Below are 13,668 nucleotides of genomic sequence, written 5' to 3'. Positions count from 1 at the left end.
TTCCTTGTCTCGGTGTTGCGAACGGATTGGTAGAGGCTAGTCAAGCTTGACTACTTGGCCAGAGTACACGAGGAGGAAACGTCTAGTCAAGTTTGATTAGAAGCGCATCTTGAGGTGACCGGGGACCGTTCGCCACGAACCCGGATCATCGGCCATGGTGTAGGCGCCCTCAGACAGTCGTTTGCTCAGGCTCTTCGCCCACTCGAGCGTGATGGAGCCACGCCGTGCTCGACGACGCCCGTACCGCAGGCATGTCGGAGTGGGAGCTGTACGCGCTGCACACGCTGGGTGGCCGACCCCATCATCCTGGGCCACGACGGACGATGGTCGGCCTTCGCACCCGCCTCGTACACCAACGGCCAGCACCGGCCCAGGCGATGCTCGAGGCCGGAGTACACCGCACCATCACCCTCGACTGGCGCTAACCCTGACCGCTGCCTACTGCTCGGTAGCCAGGGTGGGTGTGCAGCCGTGTGCATAGCGGTGCACGCACCTGCGGCACAACACTGTGACGGGGATCACTATCACGTCTTGTTGCGGTACGTTGCGCCTGCTCAGCCCCTCAGCAAACTCCGCACCTGCCCCAAGCTGGGATGTTGCGTATGTACAAGGGAGTTGGCAAAGGTGATCCGCCGGGCTATGGTCCACAACGCGGTTGTAGCAACCGCGCACAATACGAAAAGGCTCTGCCCGGGCTGCAACCAAGACAGAGCCTGTTTTCGCTACCGCGAGCTCAGGTAGGCGGCCGCCTACTTGGGCTCGCTGTCGTTAAGCCACTCCATGACGGAGAGGCCCACTCGCACCGCGAGCGGTCCCCATACGGGCAAGGTGCGACGTGCCGAGGCGAACCATCGGCGGCTGACTGCTGCAGCGAGTCGAGCACGCTCCCGGGTCCCCCTCCAGCGAGCCGCGACCCGCTCAAGGACCAGTGACGAGTGCCTCCGAAGGGCAGCCATCTCTCACTTCCCACCGGGCCCGGTTGGGGATTGGTCGGGATCGACCAAGGTCCCGGTCGGCCGATCCCCCGGGGGTGACAGGCCGTACGGCGAAGAGCTGGCCGCACTCAGGCGACAGGCACGGAACGTAGTACCGACACCGGGGCCAGGCCAACCGTGATCATTGCCCGAGAGCAACGGATTGGCCTGGCCCGATCGCAGGTCGCCGCAACGTGCCTGATCATCCCCCTGGTGGCCGTCTGGCTGTGATCCTCATCACATCGGCCGCCAAGTTGGGTTATCTCCGCCTCCCGATTCGGCCTGTGCCACGGATGTGACAGTGGAGCACCTTGCGGCGCGTGTAGCCCAGAGTCGTGGATCTGGCTCTTGAAAATGTTCCTTCTCAAGAGCAACACCGACCCCCGGAGGTACACCCCGTGACCGCGCTCGCCCCCCGCCCGACCGGCCCGCTCGCCCCCGCCGCCGGGCACGGCGAGGCGGACCTGTCGCTCAGCGCCGCCGCCCGCGCCGCCATCGAGGCCGGCGTCCCCGCATCGACCCGCCGGGCCTACGCCCGCGACTGGTCGGCGTTCACCGCCTGGTGCTCGGCCACGGGCCGCAGCCCGCTGCCGGCGACCGCGCAGACCGTCACCGAGTACGTCACCCACCTGACCGCCGCGCCCTCGGCGCGCACCGGCCGGTCGCTGGCCCCGCCGTCCATCGAGCGGGCGCTGGCCGCGATCCGCACCATGCACCAGGCCGCCGACGTCGACCCGCCGCAGACCAAGGCCGCCCGCAAGGTGCTGTCCGGCTACCGCGAGCGCCTGGCCCTGGCGAAGGACCCGGCCGCGCGGCCGCGCCGGGCCGACGCCGCGGTCCCCGACGCGCTGCGCGCCATGCTCGCCACCCTCGACCGCTCGACATTGGCCGGCAAGCGCGACGCCGCGCTGCTGCTGCTGGGCTACGCCTGCGCCGCCCGCGTCAGCGAGCTGGCCGCGCTCGACATCGCCGACGTCGCCGAGACCCCCGACGGGCTGCTGGTCACCTCTACCGGCGCAAGATCAAAACCTTCACCGAGGCGGCCGTGCCCTACGGCCGGGTGCCGGCCACCTGCCCGGTGCGCGCGGTGCGCGACCTGGTGGCCGCGCTCGCCGCGGCCGGTCGCACCGCCGGGCCGCTGCTGGTCCGCATCGACGAGGGGGGCCGCGTCGCCGTCCCGATGACCCGGGCCGGGCGCCCGATCGGCGACCCGCACGGCCGGATGACCGCCGAGGCCATCGCCGACGTCGTCACCCGCATCGCCGCGGCCGCCGAACTCGACGGACGGTGGACCGGCCACTCGCTGCGCCGCGGGTTCGCCACCGCCGCCCGCCGCGCCGGCGCCCAGCTCGAACGCATCGGCCGCCACGGCGGATGGGCCGACGGCTCGGCCGCCCTACTCGGCTACCTCGAAGAAGGCGACCGCTGGACCGACAACCCCGTCACCGGGCTATAGAAGCCCGCCCGCGTGCGTAACCACGTCGTGCATAGGCAAGCATCTGAGCACCTCCGGCATCTCGCGACCGTGTTTCGCAGGCGGCATTCAGAACTGCGTCGCGGAGTCAGTGCGAGCCATGTCCCGTATCTGATCCGGTGTCCGACCCCGCACCTCCCGCAGGTCCGCGCCGCGCAGGTCCGCGCCGAGCAGGTACGCGTCGCCCAGGTCCGTGCCGCGCAGGTCCGCACCGCGCAGATCCGCACCGCCCAGGTCCGCGCGGTTCAGGTCCGCGCCGCGCAGGTCCGCGCCGCGCAGGTTCGCCCTGCTGCCCAGGTACGAGCGGTTCAGGTCCGCGTCGCCCAGGTCCGCGCTGCGCAGGTCCGCGCCGCCCAGGTTCGCGTAGTTTAGGTTCGCGTCGCTCAGATCCGCATCGCCCAGGTCCGCATCGCCCAGGTTCGCGCTGCGCAGGTCCGCGCCGCGCAGGTTCGCGCCGTTCAGGTTCGCGCCGTTCAGGTTCACGTGCATCAGCTGCCTGCCGCTCAGGTCAGCGCCCCGGATGCGGATGTGTGAGAGATCGAGCTCAGTGAAGCTGTGCTCGAGGTTGGTGTTGCGGCGGCCGATGATGGTGAGGACGGCTTGGATGTCGGTGGCGGGTGTTGCGGGCATGGCGGCTTTGGGTTTGGGGTCGTGTTCGCGGATGAACGCGGTCAGGACGTCGTAGATGGTCTGGTGGTCGCGGGGGGAGTCCTGGGCCAGGCGCTCCAAGGCGTAGATGCCGCCGAGGCGGACGTCCAGGCTGGTGCGGGAGCCGAGTTGTTCGACGGCTTTGGTGTAGCGGTCGGTGATTTGTCCTTGTTCGGTGGTGCGCTGGGCTTGGCGGGAGGCGTCCAGGCTCTGGGCGGTGTACCAGAGGCCTTGGGCGGTGAACACCACGCCGCCGATGACGACCAGTCCGGTGGCGGCCTGGATCAGGGTGTGCCGGGCGGCGTTGATGGCCTCGACGCGTTCGGTGGCGGTCATCTGCCGGCGTTCGGCCGGGGTAAGTGGCTGGTGTTCGCCGGCCAGGCGGCGGGCGGCAGGCCCGATCAAGACAGCGATGCCCAGGCTGGACACCGCAGCGATCGCGATGCCGGCCAAGGTCCAGCGAGCCCAGTCAGCAACATCCAGGGACACCGCCGCCCACACCACGGCCCCGATCACGGCCACAGCGGCGACAAGCCATATCAACCGGGGTAATCGCCGCCGGCCGCCGGTCGGTGGCGCGGCGGGGCTGGGTGCGATCGCGGTCCGAGTGGCGCGGCGGGCTCTGGCCGCTGCCGCCGAGGTGATGACCGTGCGGGCAGATGGCGACGGAGATCGACTCTTCATGCCTCAATTGCACCGTCATTTCCAGGGCGAGGCGCGGCAGAACCGGGACACCCATGGACCAGGACACGCCTCACGCGCGTGCACAAGGGTTCGTGCGTGCGAACGCAGACCCGCCCGTGCGCCCGCACGACGTCCTGGCGAAACTGCCGTAACGCCCCCCGTGAACGCCGAGATCGACAGAAGACGGCCCGTCCCGGGCCGGGCAGATGCCAGCATCGACACCATGAACTGGTGGCGACGCAAGCCCTCCCGGCCCACCGACAGCGACCCCGACCTCGCCGACATCCGCCGCGACCTGGTGTGGAAGTTCGGCGAGGACATCGCTTACGCGATCTGGCTGACCGGCAAGGATCAGACGCCGGCCCGCACCCCGACCTGGGACACGCTGGTTTCGTCCGCGTTGATGTCAGTGGTGGTGACGCGAACTCGCGACCTCAATGTGGGAGCCCGGCTTTCCCGGGGCTGTACCCCGGGGCCTTGCCGGCCGGAGCGGCGATCGGGCAGGACCGCCGCCCCGATATCGCCGGCAGTTCAGACGATCCTGATCCCCTGGATGCGGACCCCACCGGGATGGTTCGGCCAGGTGAACACGGTCCACTTCGGGATCGGCTGAGCCGGCTGCCACCTTCCGTCCCCGTACCACTGGACGCGGTTGTTACCGGTCGAGATCCGGGTGACCCACCAGACATCCTGGACGTACATATCCGTTCCGCCGTTGGCGTAGCAGTAGTCGGCTGACGAGCCGCCGGTTGCGTGGATTGTGGCGCGCACGAGGTCGGTCCGGTCGCCGCACGGGACCTCATTGATCGCGTACGCCGCCGTCGGGAGGGCGACGGCAAGTGAGGCCGTCACCGCGACGGACGCCAGAGCGGCCAGGGCCGCGCGTTTGGTGATGCGTTTCATGGACTTCTCCTTTGCAGTGAGATTCATGCGGTGGAACTGGAGCCGGACTATCCGCAGGCGTGACCAGGAGATCTCTGGCCGCCTGCCGGGGTGGCTGTCTCGCTTCCGATGCGAACATCACGGCTCACGACCGGCTGCGATGCCACAGGGCGTCAGATCTGCCTCAGACGGGCTGGCCGACCGGCCGGATGGTCAGGGTGTTGAGGTCGACGTCGGCCGGCTGGTCGAGGGCGAAGCAGATGGCCTTGGCGACGGGCTTGGGGGACAGGGCGAAGGGCGGGACGCCGCCTTGCCAGAAGGCGGTGTCGGTCATGCCGGGGTTGACGAGGGTGACGCCGATGCCGCGGCTGGTGGCGTACATGCGCAGGTTCTCGGCCATGCCGGTGACGGCCCATTTGGTGGCGGAGTAGAGGTTGGCGGGGCTGTTCTTCAGGCCGGCGACGCTGCCGATGAGCACCAGCCGCCCGCCCGTGGTCTCGAGGTGGGGGAGGGCGGCGTTGGCCAGCAGGGCGGGGCCGAGGACGTTGGTGAGGACCATGGGCGCCCACAGGTCCGGGTCGCCGTCGGCGATGGTGCGCGGGTGGTCGGCGGGGATGAAGCCGGCGTTGGCCACTGCGGCGTGCAGGGCGCCGAAGTGTGCCACGGTGCGGGTCACGGCGGCGTGGGTGGCCGGCCAGTCGGCGGCGTCGGCGATGATGCCGAGCAGGCGGTCGGGGTGGCCGGTCTCGTTGAGGAAGGACTTGAGTTTGGTCTCGTCTCGGCCGGTGACGGCCACGCGGTGGCCGCGGTCGAGGAGCAGTCGTGCGGTGTGGGCGCCGATGCCGCTGGTCGCGCCGGTGATCAGTACGGTCTTGCCGGTCATGGTCATACTCCCGGGTGCTGGAGGTCCTGGCATCACAGGGCTTCGACGGTGATGGGCGGGCCGATCACCGCTACAAGAGCTGGTCGGACAGGGTCCATCTCCGTGTCGCAGGTCGCGTTCGATTCGCTGATCCCAGGAAACCCGCCCGGCCGGGCGCGAAGCAGAGCGCGTTTATAGAGGGGATAAGTTCAACCCCCTTACCGTCGGCGCCTGCGCGAACCCTGCGGTTACCGTGGGGGCATGGAGGACCGGCCCGACCACCGTGCCCAGATCCGGGATTTCCTCGCCACCCGGCGCGCGAAGCTGGCCCCGGAGCGGGTCGGGCTGCCCACCAGCGGCCGGCGCCGGGTCCCCGGGCTGCGCCGCGAGGAGGTCGCGGTGCTGGCCGGTGTGAGTACCGAGTGGTACACCCGGCTGGAGAAGGGCCACATCAGCGGCGTATCGGAAGAGGTGCTCGACGCGGTCGCCCAGGCCCTTCGCCTGGACCAGGACGAACGCACCTACTTGTTCGACCTGGCCCAGGCCGCCCGGCCCGCCCGCCGCGCACCTTCGCGCCGCAAGGACGTCCAGGTCCCGCCGCGCGTCCAGTGGCTGCTGGACTCCATGACGATGTCGGCGGCGTTCGTACGCAACGGCCGCCAGGACCTCGTCGCCCACAACGCGCTGGCCCGGGCCCTGCTCGCGCCGGTCTTCGACAGCCCTGCCACCACACCGAACGGCCGCGCCAACCTCGCCCGCTACGTCTTCCTCGACCCGGGCTCCCAGCGGTTCTTCGTCGACTGGGACGCGGCCACCGCCGTCAGCGCCGCGCTGCTGCGCGCCGAGGCCGGACGCGAGCCCCACGACCGGGCGCTACGCGACCTCGTCGGCGAGCTGTCCACGCTCAGCACCGCGTTCCGCAGCCAGTGGGCCGCCCACGACGTGCGCATCCGCCACGCTGGCAGCAAGCGGCTGCGGCACCCGCAGGTCGGCGACCTGGAGGTGACCTACCAGTCCCTCGACCTGCCCATCTCCAGCCGGACCGTGTACGACCTCACCATCTACACCGCCGAACCAGGCAGCACCTCCGAAGAGCGGCTCAAGCTCCTGACCAGCCTGGCAGCCACCCAGCCGGCACACCCCACCAGCCAGCCGCGTTGAAGCGCCGACCTGCTCACGGCCTGCAGCTCGGGCACCTATAGCTACGGCGAGCCGCCGCCCTGACCGGGCCCCGCGGACAGGCATTGAACGAACATCACCACGACCTGAACATGCGTTCACCCCAGCATGCCAGCATGCCAGCCAACGTGCCTTTACGTGCCTGGCAAGATGACATCTTCCTGCCCTGCGAAAAGATGCGAACAACCCCAGATAGCCACGGCGACGCCTGTCAGCATCGAAGTCCAGGTGTGCTATGAGAAACGATCTCCCAGGGGGCGGCACGACGAGAGCGTGATCCCCGCCGTGCCAAGCCGATGGCGAGCGGGGGCGCAATCGGTCGATTGCGCCCACTTGGGCGGATCCAATCAAGCCGCCGTCCGCCACCTGCGAAAACGGCCGGTCGATCCAATGGAATCCGATCCAGACTTTCGCCTCCCCTTTCCGCCCCCTTAAAGTGGCCGCAGAAACCCGTCGGCTCCCACAAGGCCGACCTTCGGCAAGGGGACACGATGGCCCTGGTCGAGCAGACCGACTGGAACAGCACGGCGATCCCCTTCACCAGCAACCACTCAGCGGATGCCGGGCGTGGCTGACCTGGTCTATCTGCGGCACTCCACCGACAAGCAGACCGACGCCCGCCAGCGGCACGCCCTCACCGCCCTGCTGACCGCAGGCGCCCCGGTCTACGAAGACCCCGCCACCTCCAGCCGGCAGCTCTCCCTCGACCGCGCGGGCTTCACCACACTGCTGCATGCGGCCGCAGTCGGCGACACCATCCGTATCGCCGACGCCGCCCGCCTGTTCCGCTCCGTCGCCGACATCCTCGCCCTGCGCCCCGTACTCATCCGCCGCGGCCTCCACCTGCGCGTCGAATCCGGACTGTTGTCCGGCATCGACCTGGCCAGCGACGACCCTGGCACGAAAATGATGGTCTCGGTCCTGGAGGCCGTGCTGGAGTTCCAGCGCGACATGATCGGCGAGAACACCCGCCAGGGCGTCGCCGCCGCCAAGGCCGCCGGCAAGACCCTCGGCCGCCCCGCCGCCCTCGACCAGGACAAGGCGGCCGCCATCGTCGAGGAGTACCGCCAGGGTGCCGCCGTTCAAGGCCCTGGCCCGGCGGCACCAGGTCACCCCCAAGACCATCCGCCGTGTCCTGGATGCCGCCGACGCCCGCAACATGCCCGACCAACTCGACGCGCCGCCGACCGACACCGGCGAGCGGCATCGCGTGCCCGCGCTGGGCCTGGACGCGACCCTTGATCTGCCGGGACTGCTCGCCGATCACCTGCGTACGGCTGGTGATGAAACCGTCCGCCAGGCCCTCGCCTCCGGGCAGACCATCCGCCGCGGCCACGGCTACTCAGTCCGCATCACGGCCCCGCTCGCACTCCACCGCGCCGCGCTGGAGCAGAGCGCTGCCCTCGCCAATGCTGGCCCAACCGAGCGCAAGGCGCACCGCGTGTACGCCGCCCGTGTCACAGCCGTTCAGGCCACCCGCCTGCATCCGTCATGACGTGCGAAAACCCTTCGGCGAGACGCATTTGAACGGAAAGTCACGGCAAGCCGCTTAACGCTGCTCCGTTAACGGGACTTTTCGTTCGGATGCTCGTCATGCCCCTACATGGACCGGCAGGTGGCCCTCGACGTACGCGATGACGGCTGCGGCTTCGACCCGGCCTCCCGGATCGAGCGCGACGGGGGCTTCGGATTGGTGGCGATGCGGCAGCGGATCGAGGCGTTGTCGGGCACGTTGCAGATCGAATCGGAGGTGGGGGATGGGACCGGGATCTCGGCCTGCCTGCCCGCCAAGGCGGCGGAGGTGCGTTCGTGAGTGACCCGATCAAGCTGCTCGTCGCCGACGACCACCCGGTGGTACAGGACGGGTTGAGCAGCATGTTCGCCCGCGACCCCGAGTTCACCGTGGTCGGCGAGGCGGCGGACGGGGCCGAGGCGGTCCGGCTGGCCGAGACGCTCGAGCCGGACGTGATCCTGATGGACCTGCGGATGGCCGGCATGGACGGCGTCACCGCGATCGGCGAGCTGACCCGGCGCGGTGTGTCGGCCCGGGTGCTGGTGCTGACCACCTACGACACGGACAGCCACGTGCTGCCCGCGATCGAGGCCGGTGCCACCGGCTACCTGCTCAAGGACGCGCCGCGGGACGAGCTGCTGCGCGCCGTACGCTCGGCCGCCCGGCTGTTCATCACCGAGGCCACGGTCAAGACGCACCTGCTCAACGTCTATGCGAAGCTCGACGTCAACGATCGTGCGGCCGCGGTCGCGGAGGGTTACAACCGCGGCCTGCTCGGTGCTACCGAGCCTCCGTGAACGTCGTGCCATCGGAACGACGGCATGAACCGGCTCGGGGGTCGGGCAGACCGTCGGTGCCGCTACGCGCTGACCACCGAGGCCGGCAAGCCCGCCGCACTAGGCTGATGCCAGTGATCAAGCTGGTGGAGTGGACGAGGTTGGAGCCCTGGCGGGTCGCTCGTGCTCGGACCGACCGCGGTGAGACAGTGATCGTCAAGTGGATGGGACCTCATGCCGACGGCAGGCGTGCCGAGGCGTGGCGGTTGTGCACGGAAGTAGCCGCACTGCGGTTTCTGGCGGAGGACCTCCGCGTCGATCTGGCACCACGCGTGCTGGCGGCGGACATCTCTGCGGGACGCGTCATTCTGCAGGATCTCGCGCCACGGGTCGCACTGGACGGACTGTTGCGCAGCGATGGCATCGCCGCGCATGCCGTACGCCTGGAGGCCTTCGCTCGTGCCCGTGGCGAACTCGGCGCGTTGACCGCCGGACAGGCGGGGCTGTACTACCGGCGGCGAGCGGACCTGGGACAGGTCGATCCGGAGACCGACCGGCTTGGGCATGTGGCCCGGCTGCGCGAAGAGGGTCTGTCGCAGGCCGAGGCCCTGGGAGTCACGATCAGCGGGGCGGTGGAACGCGAGTTCGCCCGCGCACTGTCGGAACTGGCCGATCCCGGGCCCTTTCTGGTGCTGAGCAACGGCGATCCGGAAACCAACAACGTTCTGGTCCGCCCGGATGGGCCGACCGATGCACGCCTGATCGACTTCGAGTTCGCCGGATTCACCCATGCGCTGCACGATGCCGTCTGCCTGCATGTGCCAGGTCCGGCCTGGATGTGGGTGAGCATGCCCGCACAGCCCGGCGGCTCGGCGCCGCTGCCGCAGGTCGCCGAGACCTATCGGCGGGCTCTGGCGACCGGGGTGCCGCAGGCCGAGGATGATCGGCTCTACGGTGTCGCCCTGGCGGCGGCATGCGTGGCATTCGCGCTGACCCGTCTCCGGCGTCTGCCGGCACTGGACGGGCGGCCGGCGGGGGAGGACAGCCGCGCCCAACTCGTGACGACCTTGGAAGCCGCCGCCGACACCGCTCGGGCGCACCATGCCCTGCCGCAGCTGACGGGCCTGTGCCGGCGCCTGGCCGAGGCGCTGCGTTCTCGCTGGCCCGACGCGGATGTGGACATCGCTGCTCTGGCTCCCTACACGCCGCGACGCCGCTGATGGCCTCGGCCACGAACGTGGACAGACCGCGCACAGGTGCTCAGCTGACGGCGCCCCAGGTGAGGGATAGGCCGGTGGCGGCGCGTTCGGTACGGATCTCCATCATGCTGCCGAGGATGGTGGCGTGGTCGGACACCACGGGCGTGGCGTCGAGCGTGTAGGTGATCCGGGTGCTGACGAGCACCGGGCTGCCCTGCGGCTCGTGGAGGTGGCGGGCGGCGGCGGGGTCGAGCAGACCCGGCCGGACCACCTCGGACGCCCGGGCGACCGCGACCCCCGCGTCGGCGAGGGCCGTGTAGAGGGAGACGGCGGTGAAGTCCCGGTCGCGGATCTGGTCGGCGACCGGCCGGCGGACCCAGGACACCTGGTGCACCGCGGGACGCCCCGCGAACTCGCGGACCCGCTCCAGCCGCAGGGCGGTGTCACCGGGCCGCAGCCGCAGCTCGGAGGCGATCTGGGCGGGGGCCCGGCGCACGGCCCGCCCGGTCACCACGGTCCGCACGTCGTGGCCCTGCTTACGCAGGTCGTCGGCGAGGCTGCGGAGCGAGTCGAGCTGGTACGCCAGATGCGGCGGGGCGACGAACGTGCCCCTGCCGGGCCGCTGCACGATCAGCCGCTCGTCGCTGAGCTCCCGCAACGCCTGGCGCAGCGTCATGAGGGTCACCCCGTAGGAGGCGCTCAGCTCCCGTTGCGGCGGCAGGGCCTCACCGGGGGCGTAGTGTCCCGACCGGATCTTCGCGGCGAGGTCGGCGGCGATGACGCGGTATCTCGCCTCGTGCCCGGCGTCGGGGGTCCCGTCGGGGGTCATCGTGGTCGGTCACACTCCTGGTCGAGGGCCTGCCGCAGGGGCGCGAGGAAGTCCCGCAGGTCGTCCGGCCCGGCCCCGTCGAGCACCCGCCGCATGACCGCGGCGCCGACCACCACGCCGTCGGCGTGCCGGCGGGCTTCGCGGGCCTGGTCCGGGGTGGAAATGCCAAATCCTAGCAAGACCGGCCGGTCGGTGACGCGCCTGATCCGCCCGGTGAGCTCCGCCGCCGAGGCGGCGAGGGCGGCCCGCTCACCGGTGGTGCCCATCAGCGACACCGCGTAGACGAATCCGCGGCTTCGGCGCGAGATCTCCGCCAGTCGCGGCTGCGGCGTCGCCGGCGACGCCAGCAGGACCAGTTCGATCCCGGCGGCGGCGGCCACGTCCGTCAGCTCGTCCGCCTCGTGCACCGGCAGGTCGGGCACGATCAGGCCGCCGACGCCGGCCCTGCGCAACGCGTCGCAGAACGCCTCGGGGCCGTCGTGCAGCACCAGGTTGTAGTAGGTGCTGGCGACCAGCGGCACGCCCGGGTCCGGCAGACCGGACAGGTCGGCGAGGATCCGGCGGGTGCTCGCCCCCCGGGCCAGTGCCGTGTCGCTCGCCCGCTGGATGGTGACGCCGTCCAGCGTCGGATCGGAGAAGGGCAGGCCGACCTCGATCGCATCCGCCCCGGCGTCGGCGAACGCCCGCAGGTACTCCGTCCAGCCGGGCGTGATCCCCCCGGTGACGTACGGCATGAGCAGGCCGCGGCCGGTGTCCCGGCGGGCCCGCAGGTGGCGTTCGACCGCGCCCGTGGCCAGGGTGGGGTCCGTCCTGTGGTTCGTCACAGCAGCTCCTTCAGGGTGGAGACGTCCTTGTCACCGCGGCCGGACAACGTCATCAGCACCGTCGATCCCGCGGGCAGATCGCCGTCGCCGGCCGCGCGGATCACCCAGGCGAGGGCGTGCGCCGATTCGAGCGCCGGGACGATGCCCTCGGTGCGCGCCAGCCGCACCGCCGCGCCGACCGCCTCGTCGTCGGTCACGGTGACGTAGCGGGCCCGGCCCAGGTCGCGCAGGTGGGCGTGCTCCGGGCCGACTCCCGGGTAGTCGAGCCCGGCGGCGATGGAGTGCGGCTGGGTGATCTGCCCGTCGTCGTCCTGCAGGAACAGCGAGCGGCAGCCGTGCAGGACGCCGAGCCGGCCGCGGGCCGCCCCGGCGCCGCCCTCCGCCTCGACACCGACCAGGCGCGCCGGAGTGTCGGCGAACCCGGCGAACGTGCCGGCCGCGTTGGAGCCGCCGCCGACGCACGCGACCACGTAGTCGGGGACGCCGGTCCGCAGCTCGGCGGCGCACTGCCCGCGGGCCTCGTCACCGATGACCCGCTGCAGCTCCCTGACCATCCAGGGGTACGGATCCGGCCCGACGACCGAGCCGATGCAGTAGTGGGAGTCCCCGGTCGCGCCCACCCAGTGCCGCATGGCCTCGCTGGTCGCGTCCTTGAGGGTACGGCTGCCGGTGGTCACCGGGACCACCTCGGCGCCCAGCATGCGCATCCGGAAGACGTTCAGCGCCTGCCGCTCGATGTCGCGCTCACCCATGAACACCGTGGCCTCCAGCCCGAGCAGCGCGGCGGCGGTCGCGGTGGCCACCCCGTGCTGGCCCGCTCCCGTCTCGGCGATCAGCCTGCGCCGTCCCATCCGGGCGGCCAGCAGGGCCTGGCCCAGCACGTTGTTGATCTTGTGGGATCCGGTGTGGGTGAGATCCTCGCGCTTGAGGTACAGCCGCACCCCCAGCGCCTCCGACAGCCGGCCGGCCGGGGTGAGCGGGGTCGGCCGCCCGGCGTGCACGGCGAGAAGCCGCGCCAGGGCGCCGCGGAATCCCGGATCCGCCCAGGCCTCCCGGAACGCCTCGGCCACCTCGCGGCACGCCTCCACCAGGGACTCCGGCGCGTACCGTCCGCCGTACTCGCCGAACCGGCCCCGCGCCCGGGGCTCGCCCATCGTCCCGTCCGGCGGGACCGGCTCCCGCCACAGCGACACGTCTCGCATGCCACGCTCCTGTCGTTCTATAACTCCTCAGTGAGTTCTATAACAGTGAGTGTGGCATGGGGCAGCACGGGCGCGCTACCGCGGTTCTGTTCTCGTACGGCTGCGGCAGTCGGCGTGCGGCACTGAGCGGCGGCCCGGGCCGCCGCGTCTCCAGGCCGGTCGTCGCCGGTCGTCTCACGAGTGGGTGGGGAGCCTGGGGTGGAGCCGAAGGAGGTCCGCAGGTCAGCCGCCGGACGCGGACTCCTCTTCCGCCGCCTCCTGGAAGCTGACGACGGCGCCGCCGTACGTCCTCGCCCATTCCGTCAGGACCGCGATGGGCTCGACGAGGGTCAGGCCGAGGTCGGTGAGGCTGTACTCGACCCTCGGGGGCGCTTCGGCGTAGGAGTGGCGCTCGACCAGGCCGTAACCCTGCAGCCTGCGCAGTGTCTGGGTGAGCACCTTGCGCGAGATGCCGCCGATGAGATCGACGAGTTCACCGTGCCGGCACGGCCTGCGACTCAGCGCGAACAGGACGACGACCGCCCACTTGTCGGTGATGATCTCGATGGCCAGCCGAGCGGGGCAGTCGGCGAAGAAGACGCTTCCTGCTGAGTCGCGCATGAGCCGAAGGTTACCAATAGGT

Annotated in this window: 15 protein-coding genes and 1 pseudogene; 9 read left to right on the top strand and 7 right to left on the bottom strand. The window is 70.8% G+C overall.

The window, feature by feature from the left end; all coding sequences use genetic code 11:
- Positions 1 to 1,372: 1,372 nt before the first annotated feature.
- Together FED44_RS12320 and FED44_RS36360 are read left to right on the top strand one after the other, a co-directional pair.
- Entirely contained in the window at positions 1,373 to 2,158 is a 786-nt protein-coding gene (locus tag FED44_RS12320) for a tyrosine-type recombinase/integrase (protein ID WP_208758945.1), read from the top strand.
- Positions 2,062 to 2,430, top strand: coding sequence for a tyrosine-type recombinase/integrase (locus FED44_RS36360; protein WP_208758944.1), 369 nt, complete (start codon positions 2,062 to 2,064; stop codon positions 2,428 to 2,430). Before FED44_RS12320 ends, FED44_RS36360 begins: the two co-directional genes overlap by 97 nt.
- A gap of 87 nt (positions 2,431 to 2,517) precedes the next feature.
- Here FED44_RS36360 and FED44_RS12315 read toward each other — a convergent pair whose 3' ends face one another.
- Positions 2,518 to 3,618 (bottom strand): pentapeptide repeat-containing protein, encoded by a 1,101-nt coding sequence (locus FED44_RS12315; RefSeq protein WP_167521455.1) that lies wholly within the window; start codon positions 3,616 to 3,618, stop codon positions 2,518 to 2,520.
- A gap of 322 nt (positions 3,619 to 3,940) precedes the next feature.
- Here FED44_RS12315 and FED44_RS12310 point away from each other — a divergent pair, with 322 nt between their 5' ends.
- Entirely contained in the window at positions 3,941 to 4,393 is a 453-nt protein-coding gene (locus FED44_RS12310) for a hypothetical protein (protein WP_133305938.1), read from the top strand.
- Here the strand turns inward: FED44_RS12310 and FED44_RS12305 are convergent.
- Complete coding sequence (locus FED44_RS12305) at positions 4,312 to 4,683, bottom strand: beta/gamma crystallin domain-containing protein (protein WP_138460721.1); 372 nt, start codon at positions 4,681 to 4,683, stop codon at positions 4,312 to 4,314. The two genes, FED44_RS12310 and FED44_RS12305, sit on opposite strands and share 82 nt — an antisense overlap.
- A 163-nt stretch (positions 4,684 to 4,846) precedes the next feature.
- Positions 4,847 to 5,545 carry an SDR family oxidoreductase gene (locus FED44_RS12300; protein WP_165900569.1) on the bottom strand — a complete coding sequence of 233 codons (699 nt, stop codon included), beginning with the start codon at positions 5,543 to 5,545 and terminating at the stop codon, positions 4,847 to 4,849.
- A 240-nt stretch (positions 5,546 to 5,785) separates the two neighbouring features.
- Here FED44_RS12300 and FED44_RS12295 point away from each other — a divergent pair, with 240 nt between their 5' ends.
- The 6 genes and pseudogenes from FED44_RS12295 (at position 5,786) to FED44_RS12270 (ending at position 10,212) form a co-directional block, all read left to right on the top strand.
- The gene (locus FED44_RS12295; RefSeq protein ID WP_138460720.1) at positions 5,786 to 6,685 is read left to right on the top strand and encodes a helix-turn-helix transcriptional regulator; all 900 of its coding nucleotides are present in this window, start codon (positions 5,786 to 5,788) and stop codon (positions 6,683 to 6,685) included.
- Between the two features lie 576 nt (positions 6,686 to 7,261).
- Positions 7,262 to 7,648 (top strand): annotated as a pseudogene (locus FED44_RS38425) (recombinase family protein); the annotation flags it as partial.
- A gap of 127 nt (positions 7,649 to 7,775) precedes the next feature.
- Positions 7,776 to 8,198 carry a hypothetical protein gene (locus tag FED44_RS12285; protein ID WP_244301861.1) on the top strand — a complete coding sequence of 141 codons (423 nt, stop codon included), beginning with the start codon at positions 7,776 to 7,778 and terminating at the stop codon, positions 8,196 to 8,198.
- 108 nt (positions 8,199 to 8,306) lie between these two features.
- Positions 8,307 to 8,516, top strand: a complete 210-nt coding sequence (locus FED44_RS12280) for an ATP-binding protein (protein ID WP_208758943.1) — start codon at positions 8,307 to 8,309, stop codon at positions 8,514 to 8,516.
- Positions 8,513 to 9,013: a response regulator transcription factor gene (locus tag FED44_RS12275; RefSeq protein WP_111699637.1), complete on the top strand. Its 501-nt coding sequence runs from the start codon at positions 8,513 to 8,515 to the stop codon at positions 9,011 to 9,013. Before FED44_RS12280 ends, FED44_RS12275 begins: the two co-directional genes overlap by 4 nt.
- Positions 9,014 to 9,126: 113 nt before the next feature.
- A complete protein-coding gene (locus FED44_RS12270) occupies positions 9,127 to 10,212 on the top strand; it encodes a protein kinase family protein (RefSeq protein ID WP_167521454.1) in 1,086 nt (361 codons plus the stop codon).
- A 40-nt stretch (positions 10,213 to 10,252) separates the two neighbouring features.
- On the opposite strand, the gene FED44_RS12265 is transcribed toward FED44_RS12270, so the two are convergent.
- The 4 genes from FED44_RS12265 to FED44_RS12250 all read right to left on the bottom strand — a co-directional run bounded on the left by FED44_RS12265 (position 10,253) and on the right by FED44_RS12250 (position 13,646).
- A complete protein-coding gene (locus FED44_RS12265) occupies positions 10,253 to 11,020 on the bottom strand; it encodes a GntR family transcriptional regulator (protein WP_138460717.1) in 768 nt (255 codons plus the stop codon).
- Positions 11,017 to 11,844, bottom strand: a complete 828-nt coding sequence (gene trpA, locus FED44_RS12260; protein WP_138460716.1) for a tryptophan synthase subunit alpha — start codon at positions 11,842 to 11,844, stop codon at positions 11,017 to 11,019. Before trpA ends, FED44_RS12265 begins: the two co-directional genes overlap by 4 nt.
- The gene (trpB, locus tag FED44_RS12255) at positions 11,841 to 13,046 is read right to left on the bottom strand and encodes a tryptophan synthase subunit beta (RefSeq protein WP_208758942.1); all 1,206 of its coding nucleotides are present in this window, start codon (positions 13,044 to 13,046) and stop codon (positions 11,841 to 11,843) included. Before trpB ends, trpA begins: the two co-directional genes overlap by 4 nt.
- Before the next feature lie 222 nt (positions 13,047 to 13,268).
- A complete protein-coding gene (locus tag FED44_RS12250) occupies positions 13,269 to 13,646 on the bottom strand; it encodes a winged helix-turn-helix transcriptional regulator (protein ID WP_111699633.1) in 378 nt (125 codons plus the stop codon).
- Positions 13,647 to 13,668: the final 22 nt, after the last annotated feature.

The organism is Microbispora triticiradicis (genome assembly GCF_005864065.1).
Lineage (GTDB): Bacteria > Actinomycetota > Actinomycetes > Streptosporangiales > Streptosporangiaceae > Microbispora > Microbispora triticiradicis.
Note: the sequence above shows the minus strand (reverse complement) of the source record. Positions and strands in the feature narration are given on the sequence as shown.

Excerpts from the sequence above, each read along its gene's own strand:
- FED44_RS12305 (WP_138460721.1), bottom strand. The coding sequence starts at position 4,683 with ATGAAACGCATCACCAAACGCGCGGCCCTGGCCGCTCTGGCGTCCGTC.
- FED44_RS12300 (WP_165900569.1), bottom strand. The coding sequence starts at position 5,545 with ATGACCGGCAAGACCGTACTGATCACCGGCGCGACCAGCGGCATCGGC.
- FED44_RS12295 (WP_138460720.1), top strand. The coding sequence starts at position 5,786 with ATGGAGGACCGGCCCGACCACCGTGCCCAGATCCGGGATTTCCTCGCC.
- FED44_RS12280 (WP_208758943.1), top strand. The coding sequence starts at position 8,307 with ATGGACCGGCAGGTGGCCCTCGACGTACGCGATGACGGCTGCGGCTTC.
- FED44_RS12265 (WP_138460717.1), bottom strand. The coding sequence starts at position 11,020 with ATGACCCCCGACGGGACCCCCGACGCCGGGCACGAGGCGAGATACCGC.
- trpB (WP_208758942.1), bottom strand. The coding sequence starts at position 13,046 with ATGCGAGACGTGTCGCTGTGGCGGGAGCCGGTCCCGCCGGACGGGACG.
- FED44_RS12250 (WP_111699633.1), bottom strand. The coding sequence starts at position 13,646 with ATGCGCGACTCAGCAGGAAGCGTCTTCTTCGCCGACTGCCCCGCTCGG.